Origin of the sequence: Pseudomonas veronii (assembly GCF_002028325.1) — a bacterium.
Lineage (GTDB): Bacteria > Pseudomonadota > Gammaproteobacteria > Pseudomonadales > Pseudomonadaceae > Aquipseudomonas > Aquipseudomonas veronii.
The window spans coordinates 4,824,691-4,848,700 of the sequence record NZ_CP018420.1 but is presented as its reverse complement, the minus strand read 5'-3'; the positions used below and the strand labels follow the sequence as shown (position 1 = coordinate 4,848,700).

Annotated in this window: 19 protein-coding genes and 1 tRNA gene; 12 read left to right on the top strand and 8 right to left on the bottom strand. The window is 59.2% G+C overall.

The window, feature by feature from the left end:
* Window positions 1-67: 67 nt before the first annotated feature.
* The 5 genes from trhO (at window position 68) to PverR02_RS22050 (ending at window position 6,841) form a co-directional block, all read left to right on the top strand.
* Window positions 68-1,009, top strand: coding sequence for an oxygen-dependent tRNA uridine(34) hydroxylase TrhO (gene trhO / locus PverR02_RS22070; RefSeq protein WP_017845867.1), 942 nt, complete (start codon window positions 68-70; stop codon window positions 1,007-1,009).
* A gap of 36 nt (window positions 1,010-1,045) precedes the next feature.
* On the top strand, window positions 1,046-1,648 hold the full coding sequence (locus tag PverR02_RS22065) for a DsbA family protein (RefSeq protein ID WP_169881343.1): 603 nt from the start codon (window positions 1,046-1,048) through the stop codon (window positions 1,646-1,648).
* Window positions 1,641-3,458, top strand: coding sequence for an ABC transporter ATP-binding protein (locus tag PverR02_RS22060; RefSeq protein WP_046382588.1), 1,818 nt, complete (start codon window positions 1,641-1,643; stop codon window positions 3,456-3,458). Before PverR02_RS22065 ends, PverR02_RS22060 begins: the two co-directional genes overlap by 8 nt.
* Before the next feature lie 71 nt (window positions 3,459-3,529).
* Complete coding sequence (locus PverR02_RS22055) at window positions 3,530-5,992, top strand: EAL domain-containing protein (RefSeq protein WP_079444414.1); 2,463 nt, start codon at window positions 3,530-3,532, stop codon at window positions 5,990-5,992.
* 78 nt (window positions 5,993-6,070) lie between these two features.
* Window positions 6,071-6,841 carry a TenA family transcriptional regulator gene (locus tag PverR02_RS22050; RefSeq protein ID WP_186352193.1) on the top strand — a complete coding sequence of 257 codons (771 nt, stop codon included), beginning with the start codon at window positions 6,071-6,073 and terminating at the stop codon, window positions 6,839-6,841.
* Window positions 6,842-6,862: 21 nt separating this feature from the next.
* Here the strand turns inward: PverR02_RS22050 and PverR02_RS22045 are convergent, their stop codons facing one another.
* Together PverR02_RS22045 and lldD are read right to left on the bottom strand one after the other, a co-directional pair.
* Window positions 6,863-7,789 carry a GGDEF domain-containing protein gene (locus PverR02_RS22045; protein WP_046382591.1) on the bottom strand — a complete coding sequence of 309 codons (927 nt, stop codon included), beginning with the start codon at window positions 7,787-7,789 and terminating at the stop codon, window positions 6,863-6,865.
* A 304-nt stretch (window positions 7,790-8,093) separates the two neighbouring features.
* Window positions 8,094-9,236 carry an FMN-dependent L-lactate dehydrogenase LldD gene (gene lldD / locus PverR02_RS22040; protein WP_046382592.1) on the bottom strand — a complete coding sequence of 381 codons (1,143 nt, stop codon included), beginning with the start codon at window positions 9,234-9,236 and terminating at the stop codon, window positions 8,094-8,096.
* Between the two features lie 101 nt (window positions 9,237-9,337).
* Here lldD and PverR02_RS22035 point away from each other — a divergent pair, with 101 nt between their 5' ends.
* From PverR02_RS22035 to PverR02_RS32770, 3 genes are all read left to right on the top strand, one after another.
* Window positions 9,338-10,222 (top strand): LysR family transcriptional regulator, encoded by an 885-nt coding sequence (locus PverR02_RS22035; RefSeq protein WP_046382593.1) that lies wholly within the window; start codon window positions 9,338-9,340, stop codon window positions 10,220-10,222.
* An 83-nt stretch (window positions 10,223-10,305) separates the two neighbouring features.
* A tRNA-Asn gene (locus tag PverR02_RS22030) sits at window positions 10,306-10,381 on the top strand.
* Entirely contained in the window at window positions 10,373-10,627 is a 255-nt protein-coding gene (locus tag PverR02_RS32770) for a hypothetical protein (protein ID WP_082643913.1), read from the top strand. The genes PverR02_RS22030 and PverR02_RS32770 overlap by 9 nt, the downstream gene beginning before the upstream one ends.
* Before the next feature lie 242 nt (window positions 10,628-10,869).
* Here PverR02_RS32770 and PverR02_RS22025 read toward each other — a convergent pair whose 3' ends face one another.
* The 3 genes from PverR02_RS22025 to PverR02_RS22015 all read right to left on the bottom strand — a co-directional run bounded on the left by PverR02_RS22025 (window position 10,870) and on the right by PverR02_RS22015 (window position 15,872).
* Entirely contained in the window at window positions 10,870-13,956 is a 3,087-nt protein-coding gene (locus PverR02_RS22025) for an efflux RND transporter permease subunit (RefSeq protein WP_079444413.1), read from the bottom strand.
* Complete coding sequence (locus PverR02_RS22020) at window positions 13,953-15,074, bottom strand: efflux RND transporter periplasmic adaptor subunit (protein ID WP_079444412.1); 1,122 nt, start codon at window positions 15,072-15,074, stop codon at window positions 13,953-13,955. The genes PverR02_RS22025 and PverR02_RS22020 overlap by 4 nt, the downstream gene beginning before the upstream one ends.
* Window positions 15,075-15,251: 177 nt before the next feature.
* Window positions 15,252-15,872 carry a TetR/AcrR family transcriptional regulator gene (locus tag PverR02_RS22015; protein ID WP_046382597.1) on the bottom strand — a complete coding sequence of 207 codons (621 nt, stop codon included), beginning with the start codon at window positions 15,870-15,872 and terminating at the stop codon, window positions 15,252-15,254.
* 87 nt (window positions 15,873-15,959) lie between these two features.
* Here PverR02_RS22015 and PverR02_RS22010 point away from each other — a divergent pair, with 87 nt between their 5' ends.
* Window positions 15,960-17,477, top strand: coding sequence for an efflux transporter outer membrane subunit (locus tag PverR02_RS22010; protein ID WP_079444411.1), 1,518 nt, complete (start codon window positions 15,960-15,962; stop codon window positions 17,475-17,477).
* 435 nt (window positions 17,478-17,912) lie between these two features.
* Here the strand turns inward: PverR02_RS22010 and PverR02_RS22005 are convergent, their stop codons facing one another.
* On the bottom strand, window positions 17,913-18,665 hold the full coding sequence (locus tag PverR02_RS22005; protein ID WP_079444410.1) for an SDR family NAD(P)-dependent oxidoreductase: 753 nt from the start codon (window positions 18,663-18,665) through the stop codon (window positions 17,913-17,915).
* A gap of 22 nt (window positions 18,666-18,687) precedes the next feature.
* Window positions 18,688-19,473 (bottom strand): sulfite exporter TauE/SafE family protein, encoded by a 786-nt coding sequence (locus PverR02_RS22000; RefSeq protein WP_017845884.1) that lies wholly within the window; start codon window positions 19,471-19,473, stop codon window positions 18,688-18,690.
* A gap of 521 nt (window positions 19,474-19,994) precedes the next feature.
* Between PverR02_RS22000 and PverR02_RS21995 the strand changes: the two genes are divergently transcribed.
* The 3 genes from PverR02_RS21995 (at window position 19,995) to PverR02_RS21990 (ending at window position 22,159) form a co-directional block, all read left to right on the top strand.
* Window positions 19,995-21,380, top strand: coding sequence for an aminotransferase-like domain-containing protein (locus tag PverR02_RS21995; protein ID WP_079444409.1), 1,386 nt, complete (start codon window positions 19,995-19,997; stop codon window positions 21,378-21,380).
* A gap of 294 nt (window positions 21,381-21,674) precedes the next feature.
* Complete coding sequence (locus tag PverR02_RS32235; RefSeq protein ID WP_158243621.1) at window positions 21,675-21,842, top strand: hypothetical protein; 168 nt, start codon at window positions 21,675-21,677, stop codon at window positions 21,840-21,842.
* Window positions 21,843-21,973: 131 nt separating this feature from the next.
* The gene (locus PverR02_RS21990; protein ID WP_017845887.1) at window positions 21,974-22,159 is read left to right on the top strand and encodes a ribbon-helix-helix protein, CopG family; all 186 of its coding nucleotides are present in this window, start codon (window positions 21,974-21,976) and stop codon (window positions 22,157-22,159) included.
* 60 nt (window positions 22,160-22,219) lie between these two features.
* Here PverR02_RS21990 and PverR02_RS21985 read toward each other — a convergent pair whose 3' ends face one another.
* Window positions 22,220-23,881, bottom strand: a complete 1,662-nt coding sequence (locus tag PverR02_RS21985; protein ID WP_026139891.1) for a SulP family inorganic anion transporter — start codon at window positions 23,879-23,881, stop codon at window positions 22,220-22,222.
* Between the last annotated feature and the right edge of the window lie 129 nt (window positions 23,882-24,010).

Below are 24,010 nucleotides of genomic sequence, written 5' to 3'. Positions count from 1 at the left end.
TTAGCCGGCGCGTTTTTTTTGCATCCGGTTCACCCCTTACGAGGGTAGCCACCTGGAGAGAACACCCATGACTCAACCGATTGTCGTGGCGGCACTGTATAAGTTCGTCACCCTCGAAGATTACGTCGCCCTGCGCGAGCCCTTGCTGCAGGCGATGGTCGACAACGGCATCAAAGGCACCTTGCTGATCGCCGAAGAAGGCATCAACGGCACCGTTTCCGGCAGCCGCGAAGGCATTGATGGCTTGATGGCCTGGCTGAAGAACGACCCGCGCATGGTCGATATCGACCACAAAGAGTCGTACTGCGACGAGCAGCCGTTCTATCGCACCAAGGTCAAGCTCAAGAAAGAGATCGTGACCCTGGGCGTCGAAGGCGTCGACCCGAACAAAAAAGTCGGTACCTATGTCGAGCCGCAGGACTGGAACGCGCTGATCAGCGACCCGCAAGTGCTGTTGATCGATACGCGTAACGACTATGAGGTGTCCATCGGCACCTTTGAAGGCGCGATCGACCCGAAAACCACCAGTTTTCGCGAATTTCCCGACTACATCAAAGCCAACTTCGACCCGGCCAAGCACAAGAAAGTCGCCATGTTCTGCACCGGCGGCATTCGTTGCGAGAAGGCCTCCAGCTATATGCTCAGCGAAGGCTTCGATGAGGTTTACCACCTCAAGGGCGGCATCCTGAAGTACCTCGAAGAGGTGCCGCAGGCCGAGACCAAATGGCAGGGCGACTGCTTTGTGTTCGACAACCGCGTCACTGTGCGCCACGACTTGAGCGAAGGCGACTACGATCAATGTCATGCCTGTCGCACACCGGTTAGTGTGGAAGACCGCGCATCCGAGCACTACGTGGCGGGCATCAGTTGCCCGCATTGCTGGGATAAGCTGCCGGAGAAAACCCGTCGCAGCGCGATCGACCGGCAAAAGCAGATTGAATTGGCCAAGGCTCGCAATATGCCGCACCCGATTGGCTACAACTACAAGCAAACCCCTTCCGAGGCCTGAACCATGTCCGCGCGCCTGCTCTACATAATGGACCCGATGTGTTCCTGGTGCTGGGGCTTTGCTCCGGTGGCCGAGGCGTTGGTCGAGCAGGCCCAGGCGGCCGGCGTGGAGTTGCACCTGGTGGTGGGCGGCTTGCGCACCGGCAGCGGCGCGGCGCTGGACCCGTCGACCCGGCGCTATATCCTGGAACACTGGCAGGCGGTCACCGACGCCACCGGGCAGACGTTCAAGCATGAAGGCGCGCTGCCCGACGGTTTTGTCTACGACACTGAGCCGGCGTGCCGCGCCATCGTCACCGCGCGCAGCCTGGCGCCGGATTGCGCGTGGAAGCTGCTGGGGCTGATCCAGCATGCGTTTTATGTCGAGGGGCGCGACGTGACCCTCGCCAGTATTCTGGTGGAGCTGGCGGAAAAAGCCGGCATACCGCGTATCGAGTTCGCCGGGGCGTTTGACCGCGCTGAGCAGCACGCCGCCACCGCCGCCGATTTCACCTGGGTGCAGGATTTGGGGATCGCCGGTTTTCCGACGTTGCTGGCCGAGCGCAATGGCCAGTTGGCCTTGCTGACCAATGGCTACCAGCCGCTGTCCGAGCTGTCGCCGCTGCTCGGCCGCTGGCTGGAGCGAGCCGCCTGTGCCTGATCAGCCTGACACAGAGCCCTCCCACCGCGTCGATCGACTGACCTGGGCGGAAATCCGCCGCCTGGCTTTGCGTCACAAGAAATCCCTGTGGATCGCCAATGGTGTCGCCGTACTGGCGACCCTGTGCAGCGTGCCCATCCCCCTGTTGTTGCCCTTGCTGGTCGACGAAGTACTGCTGGGCCATGGCGATGCCGCGCTCAAGGTAATGAACCACGCGCTGCCCCTGGGCTGGCAGAAAGCCGCCGGTTATATCGGCCTGATGCTGCTGGTGACGCTGGCCCTGCGCTGTGGTGCGCTGGTGTTCAACGTGGTGCAGGCGCGCTTGTTTGCGCGGCTGGCCAAGGACATCGTCTACCGCATCCGCGTGCGCCTGATCGAGCGGCTCAAGCGTATTTCCCTCGGCGAGTACGAAAGCCTCGGCAGCGGCACCGTCACCACGCACCTGGTCACCGACCTGGACACGCTGGACAAATTCGTCGGCGAAACCCTCAGCCGTTTCCTGGTGGCCATGCTGACCCTGGTCGGCACCTCGGCGATTCTGGTGTGGATGCACTGGCAACTGGCGCTGCTGATCCTGCTGTTCAACCCGCTGGTGATCTATGCCACGGTGCAGTTGGGCAAGCGCGTCAAACACCTGAAAAAACTGGAAAACGACAGCACCTCGCGCTTCACCCAGGCGTTGACCGAAACCCTCGACGCCATCCAGGAAGTGCGTGCCGGCAATCGCCAGGGCTTTTTCCTCGGGCGCCTCGGCCAGCGCGCCCAGGAAGTGCGTGACTATGCGATCCACTCCCAATGGAAAACCGACGCCTCCAGCCGCGCCAGCGGTTTGCTGTTCCAGTTCGGCATCGATATTTTTCGCGCGGCGGCCATGCTCACCGTGCTGTTTTCCGACCTGTCCATCGGCCAGATGCTCGCCGTGTTCAGCTACCTGTGGTTCATGATCGGCCCGGTGGAGCAGTTGTTGAACCTACAATATGCCTACTACGCGGCGGGCGGGGCGCTGACGCGGATCAACGAGCTGCTCGCCCGTGCCGATGAGCCGCAATATGTCGGCGGCGCAGACCCGTTCACTGGGCGCGAAACGGTCGGCATCGACGTGCGTGGCCTGACGTTCGGCTATGGCGAAGAGCGGGTGCTCGACCAGTTGAACCTCAGCATCGAACCCGGTGAGAAGGTCGCGATTGTTGGCGCCAGCGGCGGCGGTAAAAGTACCCTGGTGCAACTGCTGCTGGGGCTGTACACACCGCAGGCCGGCAGTATTCGTTTCGGTGGTGCAACCCAGCAGGAAATCGGCCTGGAGACCATCCGCGAGCACGTCGCGGTGGTGCTGCAACACCCCGCGCTGTTCAACGATACCGTGCGTGCCAACCTGACCATGGGCCGCAACCGCAGTGACCAGGCGTGTTGGCAGGCCCTGGAAATCGCCCAGTTGGAGGCGACCGTCAAGGCGTTGCCCCTGGGCCTGGACAGTGTGGTGGGGCGCTCTGGCGTGCGCTTTTCCGGCGGCCAGCGCCAACGCCTGGCGATTGCGCGCATGGTCTTGGCCGAGCCGAAGGTGGTGATCCTGGATGAGGCAACCTCGGCCCTGGACGCCGCCACCGAGTACAACCTGCACCAGGCGTTGGCGCGGTTTCTCAGTGGGCGGACTACACTGATCATTGCCCATCGGCTTTCGGCGGTGAAACAAGCTGATCGGGTGCTGGTGTTCGACGGTGGGCATATCGCCGAGGACGGCGACCATCAGCAACTGATCGCGGAGGGTGGCTTGTACGCCAAACTTTACGGGCACTTGCAACAAGTGCGTTGATTTAGCCTACGCTGTGCTATTAGGAGCGGATGTTCGCGTGCGTATTCAGCTGTGCATGTGCAAGGGACTTCATGAAGCAGAAGCGGACTCTCGGAACGCCAAGGTTGTTGGGCATTGTCTGGCCCTTTATTGCCGTCGTATTGTTCCAGGCATTATTAGGCTGTGTCAGTCTGTATGTGCTTTCAGCGGTGCGCGTCTATGTGGGCGGCGAAAGCCTGTGGTCCAAGGGCCAGAAAGACGCCATCTACTATCTGACGCTGTACGCCGATAATCGCGACGAAGCCACCTACCTCAAATACCAGCAAGCCATTGCCGTGCCCCAGGGCGGGCATGAACTGCGTGTCGCCCTGGACCGTCCCGCCCCCGACCTCAAGGCGGCGCGCGAGGGGATCATCAAGGGTGGCAACCACCCGGACGACGTCTCCAGCGTGATCTGGCTGTACCTCAACTTTCGCCATTTCAGCTACCTGGAAAAAGCCATCGAACTGTGGACCGTGGGCGATGGCTACCTGGTCCAGCTGGATGATTTGGCCCGGTCGATGCACCGGGCGATCACCGCGGGTCAGGTCCATGACGACGATGTGCGGCAATGGAAGGCGCATATCTTTGCCATCAACGACGGCGTGACGCCGGCGGCCAAGGCGTTCAGCGATGCCTTGGGTGAAGGCTCGCGCGTCGTCCTGCGGCTGTTGCTGATCACCAACCTGGCCACGGCCTTGTGCCTGATCGCCCTGGCGCTGCTGCGTACCCACAAGTTGTTGGCGCAGCGGCACGCGTTCGCCGATGCCCTGCAAGTGGAGAAGGAGCGGGCACAGATCACCCTGGAGTCGATCGGCGATGGGGTGATCACCACCGATGTCGATGGCGCCATTGCCTACATGAACCCGGCCGCCGAGGCCCTGACGCGCTGGACGTCGGCCCATGCCCAGGGCCTGCCCCTGGCGGCACTGTTCAACCTGTTGGATGAAAATGCTCAGCCCGATGGTTTTGCGCTGATCGAGCACATCACCAAGGGCCGCTTGAGCGGCGGCAGCGAACACTCCAAAACCATCCAGCGCCTGGACGGCAGCACCGTTTCGGTGACCCTGGTGGGCGCGCCGATCCGCAGCGCCGGCAAAGTCAGCGGCGCGGTGCTGGTGCTGCACGACATGACCCAGGAACGTCAGTACATCGCCAACCTGTCGTGGCAAGCGACCCATGACGCGTTGACCGGCCTGGCCAACCGTCGCGAGTTCGAGTTCCGCCTGGAACAGGTGCTGCAACAGGTCGCGCGTGAGCACAGCGGGCGGCATGCCTTGATGTTCCTCGACCTGGACCAGTTCAAGCTGGTCAACGACACCTGCGGCCATGCGGCAGGCGACGAGCTGTTGCGGCATATCTGCGCACTGCTGCAATCGGATCTGCGTGAAGGTGACACCCTGGCGCGACTGGGGGGCGACGAGTTCGGCATCCTGTTGGAGAACTGCCCGGCGTCGGTGGCGGAAAAAATCGCCGAAAGCCTGCGCCACACGGTGCAGAACCTGCATTTCGTGTGGAAGGGCCGGCCGTTCATGACCACCGTCAGCATTGGCCTGGTGCATATCTCCCAGGTGCCGACCACCCTGGAAACGTCGCTGCGCGCCGCCGACATGGCCTGCTATATGGCCAAGGAAAAGGGCCGCAACCGCGTGCAGGTCTACCACGCGGACGACTCCGAGCTGTCCTTGCGCTTTGGCGAGATGGCCTGGGTGCAGCGCCTGCACATGGCCCTGGAAGAAAACCGCTTTTGCCTGTACTCCCAGGAAATCGCGCCCCTGGGGCCCACCGACGCCGACAATGGGCACATTGAAATCCTCCTGCGCCTGCATGACGAGGCCGGCCGCATCATTCTGCCCGACAGTTTCATTCCGGCCGCCGAACGTTACGGGTTGATGAGTTCCCTGGATCGCTGGGTGGTGGACAACGTGTTCAACCTGATTGCCCGTTGCATGCATGAGCGTCCGGGCCGGCCCATGGCAATGTGTGCGATTAATCTGTCAGGCATAACGATTGGTGATGACGCTTTTCTCGGTTTTTTACGCGAGAAGTTCGCGGCTTACAGTGTTCCGCCAGAAATGATTTGTTTTGAAATAACTGAGACCTGCGCTATTGCCAATTTGGGCAGTGCGATTCGCTTTATTAATGAACTCAAAGCCTTAGGTTGCCATTTCTCACTGGATGACTTCTGCGCCGGAATGTCCTCATTCGCTTATCTGAAACATTTACCTGTAGACTTCCTGAAGATCGATGGAAGTTTCGTAAAGGATATGCTGGACGACCCGATTAACCGCGCCATGGTCGAAGTGATCAACCACATCGGCCACGTCATGGGTAAGCGCACAATTGCTGAGTTTGTTGAAACGCCGCACATCGAACAGGCATTGCTTGAGATTGGTGTGGATTACGCTCAGGGCTATGTGATTGAACGCCCGCAATTGTTTACCTTTGATAGTTTGCAGTGTCGACCTGTGCGGCCGCAGCCTCTGTTATTCAAGGCGCCCGGCACATTCCGCTGAAACATTTGCTGGTCTGTACAATCACACTTAAAAAGGAGCCTTACAGTGATCGACACCTTCAACCGAACCGGCCCGCTTATGGAAGCCTCGAGTTACCCCACCTGGGCTCAGCAATTGATCCAGGACTGTAGCGAGAGCAAGCGCCGAGTTGTCGAACACGAACTGTATCAGCGCATGCGTGATAACACGCTGAGCGCCAAGACCATGCGCCAATACCTGATCGGTGGCTGGCCGGTGGTCGAACAGTTTGCCTTGTATATGGCACAGAACCTCACCAAGACCAAGTTTGCCCGTCATCCTGGCGAGGATATGGCGCGGCGTTGGCTGATGCGCAATATTCGGGTGGAATTGAACCACGCCGATTACTGGCTGCATTGGGCCCGCGCCCACGGCGTCAGCCTCGAAGACCTGCAAGCACAGAACGTACCCCCGGAATTGCATGCACTGAGCCATTGGTGCTGGCACACCAGTTCGGCCGATTCGTTGATCGTTGCGATCGCCGCCACCAACTACGCCATCGAGGGCGCGACGGGGGAGTGGTCCGCGTTGGTGTGCTCCACCGGCGTTTATGCGGCAGCCTTCCCCGAGGAAGACCGCAAGCGCGCGATGAAGTGGCTGAAGATGCATGCCCAGTACGACGATGCCCACCCTTGGGAAGCGCTGGAAATTGTCTGCACCCTGGCCGGTACGAACCCCAGCCGACAACTGCAGGCAGAGCTGCGCCAGGCCGTGTGCAAGAGCTACAACTACATGTACCTGTTCCTGGAAAACTGCATGCGCCTGGAGAAAGACAAACCGGCGGCCGCGCCTGTTCGCGAGCGCCTGGTGCGCGTCGCCAGCGAAGCGTGATGTGAAACGCGTGGCGGGGGGTTACCCCGCCATTGCCAAGCGGTTGCGACCTTCGCGCTTGGCCACATACAAGGCGCTGTCGGCCCGACGCAACAGGCTTTCGGCAGACTCGGCAGGCAACAACGTCGAGCAGCCCAGGCTCACCGTCAGATCGATGCGTATGTCATCCGCCCAATATTCCTGGGCCTGTGTCGCCTGGCGCAGGCGCTCGCCGACGACCGCCGCCGCATCCCGGCCGGTGTTGGAGAGCAGGATCAGGAACTCTTCCCCGCCAAAGCGGAACACCATGTCCACATTGCGCAACTGGCCCTTGATCGACGCAGCCACGGCGCGCAGTACCTTGTCGCCGGCCGCGTGGCCGTGAGTGTCGTTGATGCGTTTGAAGTGATCGATGTCGAGCATCAGCAGGGACAACGGGGTCGAGTGTCGCCGCGCCATGTCGATTTCCCGCTGCAGGGTCTGGTCCATGGCGATGCGGTTGCCGGTTTCGGTCAACGGGTCACGCAGGGCGCTGCGGGTCGCGGCGCGATAGAGCAGGGCGTTACGCATCGGGTAGAGCAGGGTGGCCAGCAGCGATTCGAGTTGACTCAGTTCTTCTTCCATCAAACGTTGGTTGCGACGGAATACCAGCTCGCCCAGATGTTCGCCTTCATGGCTCAAGGCGTAGCTCACCGAATGATGGCCGCGATGGCCGAATTCCAGGCGCAGGTCACTGGCCTGATGGCTGTAGTGCAGAGCGTCCAGGGGCACCAGGCGCTGGATCTCGCGAAAGAACAGACCGAGGATGCATTGCGGTTCCAGGCTGGTCTGCAGTTGCAGGCCCAGTTGTTGGCGCAGTTGAGCAACCGTGGTGGGGCGGTGCGAGAGAGGGGATGACTGACTAAAGCCCAGGCGTTGCAATTTGGCACTGTCGAAGTCAATTGCGTGGAGCTGGGGCGGGTTTTTCATAAGCAGTCGGCCTCTAAGCACTTAGCTGTCTTACAGGCTCGATGAGAGTGGCGAGTGCCAAGCGTCTTACTGTTCCTTCAGTTCCGTAAAACATTGGAAACAGTTTAAACCGCTTTGCCGGGGGTTATAGCCCTTGGGCACTGCCACACGTCTTGTCATCGCTTAACCTGCTTGAAAGGGCTAGAGCGAGATTCATGCCACTTTGTTTTATTTTGAATAAAATCCTTATAAATCAAAGGCTGTTTAAGGGGTCAAAAACAGCCATGGCGAAAGGATGTCAGTTATTTGGCAGGTGACGGCGGTTTTACCCGCCGTACTGAACCAGCGTGGTGGCGTCGATCTGCTCGATCGACGTCACGCCGGTCAGCGTCATGGCCACACGCATTTCCTTGGCGAAGATATCCAACAGGTTTTCCACCCCGTGCTGGCCATCGGCGGCCAACGCATAGGCGGTCGAACGTCCCAACAGGCATGCCTTGGCGCCCAGGGCGAGCATGCGTACCACGTCGAGCCCGGAGCGGATGCCGGAGTCCACCAGCACCGTCAGGTCATCGCCGACTGCCTGGGCAATGGGCGGCAGTGCCTTGGCGGTGGAGAGCACGCCGTCCAACTGGCGGCCGCCATGGTTGGAGACCACGATGCCATCGGCGCCGAAGCTCACTGCGTCCTTGGCGTCCTGCGGGTCGAGGATGCCCTTGATGATCATCGGGCCTTTCCAGAACTCGCGTATCCACTCCAAGTCTTTCCAACTGATCGACGGGTCGAAGTTGTTGGCCAGCCAACCGACGTAATCTTCGAGGGTGGTGGGCTTGCCCAGGTACTTGGAGATATTGCCCAGGTCGTGCGGGCGGCCCAGCACGCCGACATCCCAGGCCCATTGTGGCTTGGTGACGGCCTGCAGCATCCGGCGCGCCGAGGCATACGGCCCGGACATGCCCGAGTGTGCATCACGGTAACGCGCGCCCGGCGTCGGCATATCGACGGTGAACACCAGCGTCGTCACCCCGGCGGCCTGCGCCCGTTCCAGCGCGTTACGCATAAAGCCGCGGTCCTTGAGCACATAGAGCTGGAACCAGATCGACTGCGCGCTTTGCGACGCCACTTCCTCGATCGAACACACCGACACCGTCGACAGACAGAAGGGAATCCCTTTGTTGGCCGCCGCCTTGGCCGCCTGCACCTCGCCGCGCCGTGCGTACATACCGGTCAAGCCAACGGGGCTGAGGATGATCGGCATGGCATGTTCCTGACCGAACAGCGTGGTCTTCAAGCTCAGGCTATCCACGTTGCGCAGAATGCGTTGGCGCAGGCTGATCTCGGCCAGGTCCGAACTGTTGGCACGCATCGTGTGTTCGGCGTAGGCGCCACCGTCGATGTAGTCGAACAGGAAGCGCGGCAGCTTGCGCTTGGCGGCGGCACGGTAATCGGATGCCGACGAAATGATCATGAGCAGTGACTCCACAGGGCAAAGGGGGGTTACGGTAAGCAAACTTCTGGCATGATAAAAACAACTTTTATCGCTAGTGCCCAGTCGCAAAAGGAATACCGATGAACCTGAGAACACTGCGTGTCTTCGTTGAGGTGGTGCGCCAGGGCGGGTTTTCCCAGGCGGCGCAGGTGGTGTCGCTGACCCAGTCGACGGTGAGCAAGGCCGTCAAGACCCTGGAAGAAGAACTGGGTGCGCCGCTGCTTAATCGTCTTGGACACAAGAACGAACTTACCGCCGCAGGCGAAATTGCCTACCGTCGCGCCCTGGTGCTGCTCGCCGAACGCAGCGATCTGGTCGCCGAGATCAACGACCTGCGCGACCTCAAGCGCGGCGTGCTGCGCATCGGCCTGCCGCCGGTGGGATGCGGCGTGTTGTTCGCGTCTATGTTCGCCACCTACCGCAACCGCTACCCGGACATCGATATCGAACTTACCGAGCACGGCAGCAAAAAACTGCATGAATGCCTGGAAGCCGGGGAGGTCGACCTGGCGGCCCTGTTGCTGCCGGTAGACGATGGCTTTGACTACCAGCCCGTGCGCAATGAGCCGCTGATGGCCGTGCTGCCCATGAGCCATGCGCTCGCGCGGCGCAAGCGCATCGACTTCACCGACCTCGCGGATTCACCGTTCATTCTGTTCGAAGCCGGTTTTGCCCTGAACGCATTAATCCTCGCCGCCTGCGAACGCAAGGGCGTGACGCCCCGCGTCACCGCCCGTAGTGGGCAGATCGACTTCATCGTCGACCTGGTGGCGGCAGGTTTGGGCGTCGCCTTCCTGCCACGCATGCTCGCGCACAAGCACCAGCACGCCGGCATCGCCCTGATCCCCTTGGACGAACCCCACACCGACTGGCACATCGCCCTGGCCTGGCGCGCCAGCGCCCACCTGCCACCCGCAGCGCGCGCCTGGCTGGACCTGGCCAAGGAAATGGCCCACGCAGGGTAAAAGCCGAACGGGTTATCCGATTGCGTTCGGCAATGCCAGGTAGTGCTTGACTTGTCCTTTTTAATCAGTAACATACGGTGAATTCCGCGATAGCTCAGTTGGTAGAGCAAATGACTGTTAATCATTGGGTCCCTGGTTCGAGTCCAGGTCGTGGAGCCAGACAAGGTTTCAGAGAAGGCTTTCAAAATCTCTGAACACCCCGAAAAACCCGCCTTCTGGCGGGTTTTTTCGTTTTGGCGTTCTGTCGGACCCCGGTGGGTGCCAGCCATTTCAAGGGTAGAACCCTTATCGCGCTTGCCTGAATTGCAGGAACGGATCGACACCTATAAAGGCCGCGCGCTTACCCGGCTGACGGTCTTGCTGTCGCTGCACGTGTTTGTACGCTCCAGCGAGCTGCGCTTCTGATTTCCATCGGTGGATAATTTCATCCGCAGCCGCAGAACGCCCAACAATTCGAGCCTTGAGCCGAATTCTCCCCAGGCGTAGAAAAGGTCGGGCAAAGCGCTGTCGTTGACAGCAACCCCGGTAGCCAGAACCTTTAAGGCTACGCCACGCCGTGGTGGTTCTCCCAAAGTGCGATTAGCGTCCGGCGGCTCGCACGGTCACAGCGATGCAGATGATGGTGCCGCAGCCCAGGCTCGCAGGTATCAAGCAACATGAGTGTTCGCTGCAAGCTCATGCGCGGGCTCGGGCTTGATCTTGAACCAGAGGGTGTACATCGCTGGCAGGAACACCAAGGTCAGTACTGTGCCGGCAAACGTACCGCCAATCAGGGTGTACGCCAGCGTTCCCCAGAACACCGAATGGGTCAGCGGAATGAACGCCAGCATCGCCGCCAACGCCGTGAGAATCACTGGCCGTGCACGCTGCACAGTGGCTTCGACCACTGCGTCATAAGGCGACAGACCGGCTTGCTTATTAGAGTGGATCTGGCCAATGAGGATCAGCGTGTTGCGCATCAGAATCCCTGACAAGGCAATCAATCCCACCAAGGCGTTGATCCCGAACGGCTGCTGGAACAACAGCAGAATTGGCACCACACCAATCAGGCCCAAAGGCGCGGTGGCGAACACCATCATCATTGCCGACATCGAGCGCACCTGAATGATGATGGTCAGCAACATCAGCGCAATCATGATCGGGAACAACGGCAGCAATGCCTTGTTCGCTTTACCCGACTCTTCGATCGAGCCGGCAAACTCAATGCGGTAGCCCACCGGCAGTTTTTCGATGATGGGCTGCAGCTGCGTTATCAAGGCGTTGGAGACATCGGGAGGCTGAAGACCTTCAGCCACGTCACCGCGCACGGTGATGGTCGGCGTCCGATCACGCCGCCGCAGGATGGGCTCCTCCATGTGCACATCCACCGCCCCTACCTGGGACAGCGACACGCGCTGGCCTTGGGCGCCGGTCAGCGTGAAGGCGGCAATTTTCGATGGATCAAGACGCGTCTCACCAGCGGAGCGAGCGACCACCTGAACCGAACGAATGTCCTCACGCACCTCGGTGACAGGCACCCCCGTGAGCAGAAATTGCAGCTGTTGCGCGACATCGGTCGAGGTCAAGCCGAATGCTTGCAGGCGATCCTGATCCAGCGTGAGATGAAGTGCCGGCACGCGCTCGCCCAAGTCGGTGTTGACGGTCCTCATCATGGGGCTGGCGGTCATGACCTCACGCACCTGCGCGGCGATATCCCGCAACACTGCGGGGTCGGCGCCCATCACCCGAAAGGCCACCGGATACGGTGAGTAAGGACCGAATACCAACTGCGTCACCCGCACGCGGGCTTCGGGCGCCAAACCATCGGTCGTGGCTTGCCTGAGCCGAATCTTGAGCGCCTCACGCTCTTGCTGATTCGCCGTCAGGACGACGATTTTTGCGAAGGATGGATCGGGTAGCTCAGGGGCCATCGCCAAATAGAAGCGTGGCGCGCCCTGGCCAATGTAAGCGGTGACGATCTTGGCTTCCGGCTGCTGAGTCAACCACGCCTCGACCTTGGCCGCCGCCATATCAGTCTGTTCGATAGCGGTGCCGTAAGGCATCTGCACCTCAACCAGCACCTCAGGTCGGTCGGATGTTGGAAAGAACTGCTTCTTGACCACGCCCATGCCCATAATCGCAACAACAAACAAGCCCACGACGGATGTCGCCACCAGGCCATTGCGGCGGATCACACTGCCCAGCAGGCGCCTGAAACGCTGGTAGTTCGGTGTACCGTAAATCGCTGTATGCCCACCTTCAGGCACCTTGATCTGCGGCAGCAGTTTGACGCCCAGGTAAGGGGTAAACACCACGGCCACCACCCAGGAAGTGATCAGCGCAATGCCAACGATCCAGAACATGTTCGCGGTGTACTCACCAGCGGTCGACTTGGCAAAACCGTTGGGCATAAAGCCGATCGCCGTCACCAACGTCCCCGACAACATCGGCGCGGCCGTGTGGCTCCAGGCATAAGCGGAGGCCTTGATTCGGTCGTAGCCTTCCTCCATCTTCACCACCATCATTTCAATGGCAATGATGGCATCGTCCACCAGCAGTCCCAGCGCCAGAATCAACGAGCCCAGGGTAATTCGATCGAAGTCTTTGCCCGTGGCCGCCATGACAATGAACACGGCCGCCAGGGTCAGCGGCACCGCTGCGGCAACCACAACGCCGACACGCCAGCCCATGCTGAGAAAACACACCAGCAGCACCACGCCCAAGGCAGCAAAAAACTTCACCATGAACTCGTTGACGGATGCGTCAATATTCACCGCCTGATCCGTGACCTTGGTCAGGCTCATGCCCAAAGGCATCTGCTCATTGATCGCTGTTGCCTCAGCGTCCAGCGACTTCCCCAAATCCAGACCGTTCCAGCCATCGCGCATGACCACGCCGAGCAACAGTGCTGGCTCGCCGTTGTTGCGTACCAGGAATGTCGCGGGGTCCTCATAACCGCGCTTGACCTCAGCCACGTCGGACAACTTGAGGGTTCTGCCCTGCACTGTCAGCGGGGTATTGCGAATCTTCTGCAGGTCATCAAACGCGCCATCCAGGCGGATGAAAACCTGGGGCCCCTTCGCTTCTACCGAACCGGCCGGCGTTATCATGTTTTGCGTGTTCAACGCACTGAAGATGTCTCGTGCAGAAATGCCCAGCGTCGCCAGGCGCTCGTAGGACAGCTCGACAAAAACGCGCTCGGCCTGTTCACCGATGATGTTGACCTTCTTCACACCCGCTACATGCAGCAAACGCTGGCGCAAGCTCTCGGCTTCGCGCACCAACAGACGTTGCGGCTCGCCCTTGGCCTTGAGCGCATAGAGCGCGAAGGTGACATCGGAATACTCATCATTGACCATCGGGCCGATCACCCCAGACGGCAACCCCTTCTGCTCATCCAGGACTTTCTTGCGCGCCTGGTAAAACTCCTCCTGGACGGCTGAGGGTGGCGTGCTATCGAGCAGATAAACCGTGGTGAATGCCAAGCCGGGCCGGGTAAAGGTCTCGGTCCTATCGTACCAACGCAGTTCCTGCATGCGTTTTTCCAGCTTTTCTACCACCTGGTCCTGCATCTCCTGGGCCGTCGCCCCAGGCCAGGCTGTGACCACCGTCATTTGTTTAATGGTGAATGCGGGGTCTTCCGCACGCCCCAGTTTGAAGAAGGCGTACAACCCACCCACAGAAATCAGCAGGATCAAAAACAGGGTGATTGAGCGCTCGCGTACTGCCAGCGCCGAAAGATTGAAGCCGCTCATCGACTCACCTCAACCACCGTTTTTTGCGTGGCACCGGCAAGTTCAGTCCTGACCTTCTCTCCCTCATTCAATAGGTGTGCACCCAATGCGACGACACGATCACCCACCTGGAGATCACCCGTCACGCGCACACTGGCCTCGTTGTTCAAGCTGCGAACCTTGATCGGGCGCCACACCACATGCTCCGGTTCTCCCTCAACCACCCAGACACCCGGGCCTTTACCCGCGTCGTAGAGGGCCCCTATGGGCACCTGTAATTCCTTGGCATCAGCAACATCCGTGTCAGCGATAGACACTGAGATAGTCGAACCCAGGGTGGCGTTGGAGAGCGCCCCCTCCAGCACATAACGCGCTTCATACGTTCGGGTCTGTTGGTCCGCAGAGTCGGACAGCTGACGTAAATGGGCGCTGCCTGCACGCTGGTTCTGCCCGTAGAGCTCAACCGTCGCCGCCGAGCCCAGCGCAGGACGTAGCGTCTCGGGTAACTGGATCACGGCCTCGCGCTGCCCTGAATGGGCAACGCGTACCACCCTCTGTCCTGCGCCAACTACCTGTCCCGGCTCCGCCAAGGTATCCACTACCACCCCGTCAGCATCCGCCACCAACGTCGAATAACCGGTCGCGTTTTTCGCCACATCAGCCTGAGCCTGGGCAGCGTTTAGCTGAGCTTTCGCCGAGTCGGCAGCCGCTTTGATCCCCGCGTAAGCTGAGGCAGATACCGCACCGACGGACACCAAATCACGGTAGCGAAGCTCATCATCGGAGGTCTGCCGGGCTCGGGCCATAGCGGCCAGCACCGCTTCCTGCTGCGCCCTCGCGGTCAGCGTCAGGTCGTTGGCATCGATACGCATGAGTGGCTGCCCACGTTTGACACTCTGCCCAGAGTCCACCAAGCGCTCCAAGACTTTCCCTGGCACCCGAAAACCGAGATCGCTCTGAACTCGAGCCGCGACGATACCGGTGAATACCCGTGCTGCAGGCGCGGAGGGTTGAACCACGCCGATGCGTACCAAGGGCACTTGAAGGCGAGGATCGGCGGGCGTGGCCTCGTTGCAGGCCGCTAGGGCAAACGGCAACAAGACAATGAAAATGAGTGACATGCGGTGGCGCCGGATCATAAAGACCTCTCGGTAGCGGATGCACCATGCTTATTCAAGTGACCATTTCTGTCAATAGTCACTGCCGAGATGAATGAACGTCGCCCACTTGATCAGAGCAAAGCAAAGAGGCTCGATAGCTAGTTTTTTCAGGCGCACACGCTGATACGGATGCGCAGCGCATCCGTCAGCAGAGGTTTAAGGCATCAGGCTGCGCAGAACCAGATTGGAGATGAGAGAAGGGGCTTCTTCAACAAAATCGAGGTTGTACTGCAATAGCAGAGGATTGATGAAGGGCCGCAGAGCGAGATGAATCGCCTCTACCGTCTCGTCCAGCGGAGTCTTGCGTTCAAACTCGCCGAGCTCTCGCCCCTCACGCACGATTTGCAACACGAAGCTCTTGATCCGAGCGTCATAGACTTGTGAGCTGGGCCATCGCTCCGACGCGGAGAACGCTGCGATATCGTAGAGTTTACGGTCGTTAAAGAACAGGCTCACACCTGTAGCGATTAAGGTTTTGACCAGGCGCCGAAAACGTTCGGTCGGCGAGATGCCGTCTACATTGATGGCTTGCTCCACTGCCGTAACGATTTCAGTCAGGCAATTTGTACAGATTGCTTCACCAATCGCCTGCTTGGATTCAAAGAATTTGTAGATGTAAGCCTTGGAAAAGCCGATGGCCTTGGCTAGGTCAGAAACCGTTGTTTTGCCATAACCGTATTGACTGAAATGTTCGTTGGCCGCCGCAACAATCTGGTCTCGAATGTCGTGATCGGCTGGGCCGCGGGCGCTGGGCGAAGAAACTGATGGCTGATTCATGCGAGCAGCTTACTCATCCCAACGGTGGTTGACAACTTGTGACCAAATTGTAATATCGTCACAAATCGACCCTTTCGCAGGTACCCCATGCATCCTCCTCTTCGTTTCGCCGTCTTACTGGGTTTGGGTATGGTTGCAGGTTGCGCAGTGGGCCCCGACTACTCAAAACCCAGTGTGGAATTGCCCGAGCATTTCTCGGTGCAAACGTCCAAGGCACGACAAGTGGACGCCGCAAATGCCGATCTCGCTGCTTGGTGGAATGCATTTAATGACCCGATACTCAGTCAACTGATAAATCGAGCACTTGAACAGAACCTCGATTTAGCCCAGGCAAGCGCAAGGATCGAGCAGGCTCGCGCCGGTTTGGGCGCAGCTAACGCAGCCCTCCTGCCGTCGGCTACCGTCAACGGTCAAGCGGCCCGAGCCCGTCAGTCATTGGAGACGCCGTTGGGCCAAGTGCTGAATTCAGACCCTTCCTATAATCGCTACGGCAGTGCCTATGAGGCGAACTTGAATGCCGCCTGGGAGCTGGATGTGTTTGGCGGGCTGCGCCGAGGTAAAGAAGCGGCCTTCGCCGATTATCAGGCCTCGCAAGCCGGAGCGATTGCCACACGCCTGGCAGTGGTCGCGCAAACAGCCGACCTTTACATCAGCATCCGTGGCCTGCAAGCACGCCTGGAAATTGCCCGGCGGCAAGTCGACACACGACAACAACTGCTCACCACCATCGAACATCTTTACGCAAAAGGCCTGGCGGCTGAACTGCAGTTGAGCCAGGCCCAAGGCGCGCTGAACCAAGCGCAGGCCACCGTGCCGGTACTGCAAGCAGGCATTGACACGGCAATGAATGCGCTGGATGTCATGTTGGGCAAGGCGCCCGGTACTTACAGCGCGCAGTTGACTAAGCTGGCGCCCATCCCTGAGGTGCCAGGCCTCTCGGACATGGGCGCTCCTGCCGACCTGCTGCGTCGGCGTCCAGACTTGATCGTCGCGGAGCGCCGTCTTGCGGCATCCAGCGCGCGTATCGGCGAAGCCATGTCCGAGTACTACCCCAAACTGTCTGTGGCAGCGCTGCTCGGCAGTGCTACATCGGTATCCAGCGCGAACCTGTTCAGCAACGGCGCCAGTCAGGCTTCGGCGGCACTGGGATTACGCTGGCGGCTGTTCGATTTTGGCCGCATCAACGCCCAGATTGATTTGGCAAAGGGCCAGGAAGCCGAAGCCTTGGCCGCTTACCGCCAGTCCGTTCTGCGGGCCTGCGAAGATGTGGAAAGCGCTGTTTCGGCACGGATCAACCGCGAGCAACAATCGACCCGGCTCGCCCAGGGCGAGTCGGCGTATGCGAAAGCCAGAGCGACATCGTTTGCCGCCTATGAAAAAGGCGTGGTCAGCTTGATCGAAGTGCTGGATGCCGATGAGCATCTCCTAGCGGCATCTGATGGCAGAGCCCAGGCACAAACTGAATCGGCTCGCGCTGCAGTGGCCACGTTCAAAGCATTGGGCGGCGGTTGGCAGCGAGATGACTCAGATGCTCGCGTTGTCTCAAAAAGAGCGGAAGCTCGAATGTTTTTTCCTGATCCAGGGATATCGAAAGAACTCCAATAAAATACGGGCTGGATCAGGATGATCGTAGGGATGTATAGACTAAAAAACAGAATAATTTCATTGTAGAACAAATGTTTATTTTTCTGTTCGAGTCCAGGTCGTGGAGCCAGATAGAGAAAAGCCTGCAGCGATGAAGGCTTTTTTTGCCTTGGATTTCGCCAGGCCGATCAAAGCGCACAGCGTGAACAGCATGAATGCGTCTCTGATCCTTCGATTCAGAGGTAAGCCCCATGAAAGTCACTGCAGTCGTTTCGCCTGGCCACGGCCTAGGTAAAGCTGCACTTACGGGCGACTACCGGAAAGTGAGCAGGGTATTGGCGGTGTCGCGCGGTATCCATAAGACTCCTTCATGGGTAGTGGCGCGTTATAGCAACGCTTGGAGCGCTTGGCCCGGCATAAATCCCTGCCCTGGTGCCAGCCACCTGCATGCCCGGGCTACAGGTTGCGGGCGATGTTCAGCGCGGCGTAACTCTGGGCTACCGGCATGATTTCCACCGAGTTGATGTTCACGTGCGGCGGCTGGCCTGCGATCCACACCACCGTGTTGGCCAGATCCTCAGGGCGGATTGCCTCCACGTCGCGGTACAGCGCGTTCACCGCGTCCTGGTCACCGGCCAGGCGTACCAGTGAAAATTCCGTGCCCGAGCACAGCCCCGGCTCGATGTTGCTGACCCGTACCCTGGTGCCTGCGAGGTCTGCGCGCAGGTTCAGGCTGAACTGTTTAACGAAGGCCTTGCTGGCGCCATATACGTTGCCGCCCGGGTAGGGATACGTGCCGGCAATGGAGCCGATGTTGATGATCAGCCCGTTGTTAGCTTCCACCATGGCCGGCAGCAGCTTGTGGGTGACCATGGCCAGGCCGGTGACGTTCGTGGCGATCATGCGTTCCCAGTTCTTGGCATCGGCGCTCTGGGCGCGGTCGATACCCAGTGCCAGGCCGGCGTTGTTCACCAGCAGGTCGATGTGCAGCGACGCGTCGCGAATCGATTCGCAAGCCGCGTCCAGCGAGGCGACGTCTGTCACGTCCAGAGGCAGGGCAATGAAGTGCTCGCCCAGTTCGCGCTTCAGTTCCGCCAATTTATCTGCGCGGCGGGCGCCGCCGATCACGCGGTAATTGTCAGCGATCAATGCGCGGCAGATGGCCTTGCCGAAGCCAGCCGAAGCGCCGGTCACAAATGCAGTTTTCATCAGGTTCTCCTTGAGGGTTGAATCAAGCCAGGTACTTCACGCCAAGGCTGGCGAACAGGCAAAGCATCGAAAGCACCAACACCTTGCGCACAACATCGTTGCCTTTACGGATGGCCAGGGCACTGCCTATGTGGTTGCCCAGGATGTTGCAGGCCACTAGTGGCAGGGCCAGCAGGTACACCACCTTGCCGGCCACAATGAAGGCGACCAGCGCGCCAATGTTGGAGGCGAAGTTGAAGCTTTTCGAGTTGGCCGAGCTGGACACCAGGTCCATCTTCAGCAGGTAGTGGAAGGCGATGATGAACATGCTGCCAGTGCCCGGCCCGAAAAAGCCGTCGTAGAAACCGATGACCAAGCAGGTCAGGGGCACTACGGTGAAGAGCATGCGGTTGCTGAGTGTGTGCTCTTGTACCGGCCGGTCCTTGGGCGTGAGAAAGATCAAGATGCCAAGAGGGATAAGCGCCAGGATGATCTTGCCCACGGTTTCCGGGGAAATCGACACGATCAGGTGGGCGCCCATGTAAGCGCCCAGCAGCGCGAACGGCACGCCCACCAGCGCCACTTTCCACACCATCTTACTGTTGGCGAAGAAGTTGCGGATGGCGGCCAGAGTGCCTAGGGTGCTGACCAGCTTTTCCTGGCCCAGCGCTACCTGCGGCGGCAGCCCCACCAGCAGGAAACCGGGCACTAGGAACAGCCCGCCCCCTCCGGCAATGCTGTCTACGAAGCCGGCGACAAAAGCGATTGTGCCCAGCAGCATGATGGCCAGTATCCAGTGCTGGGCCCAGAACGATCCGAGTAATTCCATGGTGGTACCTGTTTAGTCAATGTGGCGATCAGGAAAGGACTTCGTAAAGGTGGTCGGCGCGGCTGTGGCGGCGTCGACTGCGGTCTTGAGGTTTGCGCTTTCCATTTCAGGTGAAGTTCCATATTTTGATGTGGATGGGTAAAAAATATTGAATCGATGCAATCATTCTAATTCCTTGAAATAAATCGACTCAATATGTTTTTGATACCTAAATTGACATTGTTTCGCTTGACTGATCATAACCTGATGATTTTATTGATTTTAATTGGCAATAAAATCTGCAACAGCTGCTGCCGGACTGCACTTTCCCTCCGTTATGGCGCAGATGCTCCGTGCAAAATTCGGTCGCGTTGCCTTGCGATGACGGCTGAAGTCTTGTGTTTCGATAGAAAATCAATGACATGTATTTGATCGGTGTAATGTTTTGAATCGACTAATATTGAGTCGATTGTTGTGCGATTACGCTTATGAAAAATTTCATGGTAGGATTTCGCGCTTCAGTTGTTTCTGGTGTCGTTCCTATGTGGGTTCCTGAATACAGCGGCCATGGTCAGCCGGTTTACTTGATGATCGCCGACGCACTGGCGCGTGACATCGCTTCCGGGCGCCTGGCCGCGGGCGAGCGCCTGCCTACCCTCAAGGAACTGGCTGAGGCGTTGAAAGTGACGCCGGGCACCATAGGCCGCTCCTACGACGAGGCGGCCAAGCGCGGCCTGGTGATCGGGGAAGTGGGGCGAGGCACATTCGTGCTGCCGACCCGCGCTGTCTTGGCGCCGGTGGCCAGACTCGGCGTTGCCTCCAAGGTAGATACCGGGCAGATAGACCTGTCGATCATCAAGCCCTGCGACGCCGGCATGAGCGACTGGCTGCGAGGAGCAATCGAGGAGTTGGCGCAGGCGCCCGAGTTGGGATCGATCCTGGATTACGTCACCGACGGCGGCCATTCCGTGCATAAGGAGGCCGGCGCGTTGTGGGTGCAGCGCTGCCTGCCGGACGCCAACGCCCAACAGATCGTGTTGACCGCCGGTGCCCAACACGGCTTGCTGGTGGCCATCGGCGGCCTGTCCAGCGTCGGCGATATGATTTTGTGTGAGGAATATTGCTATCCAGGGATCATCTCCCTGGCCCACAGTCTGGGTCGTCGCCTGCACGGGGTGCAGGTCGATGAGTACGGCCTGGTGCCGGCGGCGCTGCGGGCCGCGTGCATCGAGCACCGGCCCACGCTGCTGGTGACGGTGGCCACGCACCAGAACCCCACCAACTCGATCATGCCCGAATCGCGTCGCCTGGAAATCGCCGAGATCGCCCGCGAATTTGATCTGTACATCATCGATGATGATATCTACGGCTTTCTTGAGACACGCCCCGCGCACAAGCCGTTGTCGGCCTATGCCCCGGAGCGCTCGGTATACCTGACCAGCCTGTCCAAGAGCTTGTTACCGGCCCTGCGCATCGGTTACCTGTACGCGCCGCCGCAAACCCTATCGCGGCTGTCGTCCATGGTGCGCAGCAGTGTGTGGATGCCGTCGCCGTTGATGGCTCAATTGGCCAGCAACCTGATCACCAGTGGCCGTGGGGCGCAATTGGTGCGGGTGCAGCAGGAGGAAGCCGCGGAGCGCCAGCGCCTGGCGCGGCAGCTACTGGGCTCGTACGACATTCGCACCCAACCCAACAGCTTCCATGTATGGCTCGAATTGCCCGAGCCCTGGACCAGCGACGAGTTCGCCAACCTCGCGCGCGCCAACGGCGTGATCGTGGTCAGTGGCAGCCAGTTCCTGGCCCAGCGCAGCGCCAGCACCCGTGGGGTACGCATCGCCCTGATGGGCCCTAGCCGTGCGGAGTTGGGGTTTGCGTTGACCAAGTTGGTCAGCCTGCTGGCTGCGCCGGAGCCGCGGTTGTTTTATTGATTGTTGTGGGGCGGTCGGTGGGAGGCCTGAAGGCGATTGTCTTGAGGTCTTTTGCGCTCTCAAGATTGAGCGCCGCTCGTGCGACGTTCCTCGGCTCACCTTCTCTGCCGCGAGAGTTGGCAAACCGGATGTCAGCGTAGTCCTTTCATGATGCGACTCGCCCAAAACCTTGCGCGGCCAGTCACCCATTCGGCCTCGCGGTTTTTTAGGGTTCGTGTGATCTAGCTGCCCATCGTCGGATGGCTTTCTTTGCTGTTGGCGTTTTTTTTAGCCATATGGCGGAGGAGGGAGGGCATGATTCCGGCGAGCAAAACCCTACAAGCAACAGCATACGATCCGGCCAGGCCTTTACCGCTGCTGTTTGGTGAAGGCACGAAACTCAAGATCACCAGCGCATTTGAGCTTCATTCGATGATGGAGAAAGGATTTCCGTCGGAGTTGGTAATCGCCCCCGCTACGTGACCACCATGTGTTTTCGAAGGTGCTCGGGCTTTCGGATCGAACAGTGCAGCAGCGAACCTAAGCGGTGACAAATGAATGCCCTGCTATTATAATTTGATTATCATTGATCGATTTAGGCGACAGGCAATTCCATGGAAAACAAGACTGCACGACTGACTGTGCTCATTGATCCCGTCAAGAAAAAAGCCCTTGAGGAGCTTTGCGCGTCTCAGGACCTGACACCTTCTCAGGTCGTTCGTCAGCTGATTCGGGACTACCTCGAGACGCATGGCGTGTCCTACGCGACCAAAAGCAAAATTGCGGCCAATGCCAAGTAATTCATCCCTGTCTGAGCGGGCACGACAAGTGCCTGCTCATCGCGCGTCATTCACTGTCTCCTACGTCTCGCCCTGACTCTCGTTGATCTGGGTATGACTGACCAGTGCGCCATTGAAGTCGGCATGATAATGCTGTGAACCGAGCACCTGAAGAATCCCGGCCCGGTCGAGCTTGCCAAGCACTTTCTCATTGGCTTCACACAGCTTTACGACAATGCCGCGCTTGTGCAGTTGCTCAATGACTTCGAGCAGCGTTTGCAAGCCCGTGATGTCCATGAACGGCACGCGCTTCAGGCGAATAATCAACGTTCTGGGATCGGTGTGCGTTTGCGCCAAAACACGTTCAAAGGTTTCTGCGGCGCCAAAGAACAGAGGCCCCTCGATGGTGTAGACCAAAACACCGGGAGGAAGATGTGCATGTCCATTTGTACGCAACTCTGCCTCCAGCTCATCTTCGACCATTAGCTGTACCTCGACAGAGGACGCCATGCGACGCATGAATTGCAGCATGGCAAGAATCACCCCAATGTTCACGGCGATCGTCAGGTCACTGAATACGGTCAGGCCGAAGGTGATTAGCAAGATGGCAACGTCGGCTTTGGGCGCGCGTTTGACCATGCGCTTGAAGTGCTTCAGTTCGCTCATGTTGTAAGCGACCACGAACAAGATCGCCGCCAATGCGCAAAGCGGGATATCCGAAGCCAGCGGCGCCAGAAAGAAGATCAGCAAAATCAACGTGAGGGAGTGGGCAATGCCCGCGATTGGGCTATTGCCGCCATTGCGGATGTTGGTGGCCGTTCGAGCGATCGCCCCTGTCGCAGCGAAGCCACCGAACAGAGGGGTGACCAGATTGGCGATGCCTTGTCCGATCAGTTCCTGATTGGAGTCATGTTTGGTGCCGGCCATCCCGTCGGCGACAATCGCCGACAACAGTGACTCGATAGCCCCAAGCATCGCGATTGCAAACGCAGGGCCAATCAACTCAATGACCTGGGGCAGCGTTATTGCTGGAAGGCCGATTTGGGGAAGGCCTTGAGGAATGCCCCCAAATGCACTGCCGATCGTGGCCACGCCGTCGAACTGAAAATAGGCATGTAATGCCGTGACCACGACCATCGCGATCAGCGGGCCGGGAACACGCTTTAAACCCGGCAGTTTAGGCGCAAGGATCACCAGTGCCAGGCTCAGCAGGGCTAACAGTGTCGTGGGTACATGAAGGTTGGGGAATGCCTGGATGAGGTGCCACAGCCGCTGGTGGAAGTGCTCGCCACTGATTTTCGGCAAGCCCAGAAAGTCTTTCCATTGCCCGACCCAAATGATCACCCCGATGCCGGCGGTGAATCCCACAATCACCGGGTCAGGGATGAACTTGATGAGTGCGCCAAGTTTGGTGATGCCGAGCAGCAACAAAATTGCCCCGGCCATCATTGTCGCGACCTGCAAGCCATCAACGCCGTACTTGGCTGTCACGCTGGCCAGAATGACGATGAATGCGCCTGTGGGGCCCGCAATCTGCAGCCGGCTTCCGCCGAACAGCGAAACCAGCAAACCACCCACAATGGCCGTGTAGATCCCCTGTTCCGGCTTGACGCCGGAGGCGATGGCAAATGCCATGGCCAAGGGCAGCGCCACGACGCCGACGATGATCCCTGAGACGATATTTCCAAGCCAATGCTCGCGCCCTAACAAGCCCGCTTTCCAAGCTTCTCGTATCGCAATCATGACTAGCCTCGTTCTGGTGGCATGTGCATACTATTCACACGTTATGATAATAGCAAAGCAATTGGCCTAGCCTCGGTACAACACCGGCGACGCTCTAGATTCAGTGCTCAGAGAGCTGAGCCCTATGCT

What these genes read in the sequence shown, in the direction of transcription:
- trhO (WP_017845867.1), top strand. Translation starts at nt 68, where the DNA reads ATGACTCAACCGATTGTCGTGGCGGCACTGTATAAGTTCGTCACCCTC.
- PverR02_RS22065 (WP_169881343.1), top strand. Translation starts at nt 1,046, where the DNA reads ATGTGTTCCTGGTGCTGGGGCTTTGCTCCGGTGGCCGAGGCGTTGGTC.
- PverR02_RS22055 (WP_079444414.1), top strand. Translation starts at nt 3,530, where the DNA reads ATGAAGCAGAAGCGGACTCTCGGAACGCCAAGGTTGTTGGGCATTGTC.
- PverR02_RS22050 (WP_186352193.1), top strand. Translation starts at nt 6,071, where the DNA reads ATGGAAGCCTCGAGTTACCCCACCTGGGCTCAGCAATTGATCCAGGAC.
- PverR02_RS22045 (WP_046382591.1), bottom strand. Translation starts at nt 7,789, where the DNA reads ATGAAAAACCCGCCCCAGCTCCACGCAATTGACTTCGACAGTGCCAAA.
- lldD (WP_046382592.1), bottom strand. Translation starts at nt 9,236, where the DNA reads ATGATCATTTCGTCGGCATCCGATTACCGTGCCGCCGCCAAGCGCAAG.
- PverR02_RS22035 (WP_046382593.1), top strand. Translation starts at nt 9,338, where the DNA reads ATGAACCTGAGAACACTGCGTGTCTTCGTTGAGGTGGTGCGCCAGGGC.
- PverR02_RS22025 (WP_079444413.1), bottom strand. Translation starts at nt 13,956, where the DNA reads ATGAGCGGCTTCAATCTTTCGGCGCTGGCAGTACGCGAGCGCTCAATC.
- PverR02_RS22020 (WP_079444412.1), bottom strand. Translation starts at nt 15,074, where the DNA reads ATGATCCGGCGCCACCGCATGTCACTCATTTTCATTGTCTTGTTGCCG.
- PverR02_RS22015 (WP_046382597.1), bottom strand. Translation starts at nt 15,872, where the DNA reads ATGAATCAGCCATCAGTTTCTTCGCCCAGCGCCCGCGGCCCAGCCGAT.
- PverR02_RS22010 (WP_079444411.1), top strand. Translation starts at nt 15,960, where the DNA reads ATGCATCCTCCTCTTCGTTTCGCCGTCTTACTGGGTTTGGGTATGGTT.
- PverR02_RS22005 (WP_079444410.1), bottom strand. Translation starts at nt 18,665, where the DNA reads ATGAAAACTGCATTTGTGACCGGCGCTTCGGCTGGCTTCGGCAAGGCC.
- PverR02_RS22000 (WP_017845884.1), bottom strand. Translation starts at nt 19,473, where the DNA reads ATGGAATTACTCGGATCGTTCTGGGCCCAGCACTGGATACTGGCCATC.
- PverR02_RS21995 (WP_079444409.1), top strand. Translation starts at nt 19,995, where the DNA reads ATGTGGGTTCCTGAATACAGCGGCCATGGTCAGCCGGTTTACTTGATG.
- PverR02_RS32235 (WP_158243621.1), top strand. Translation starts at nt 21,675, where the DNA reads ATGATTCCGGCGAGCAAAACCCTACAAGCAACAGCATACGATCCGGCC.
- PverR02_RS21990 (WP_017845887.1), top strand. Translation starts at nt 21,974, where the DNA reads ATGGAAAACAAGACTGCACGACTGACTGTGCTCATTGATCCCGTCAAG.
- PverR02_RS21985 (WP_026139891.1), bottom strand. Translation starts at nt 23,881, where the DNA reads ATGATTGCGATACGAGAAGCTTGGAAAGCGGGCTTGTTAGGGCGCGAG.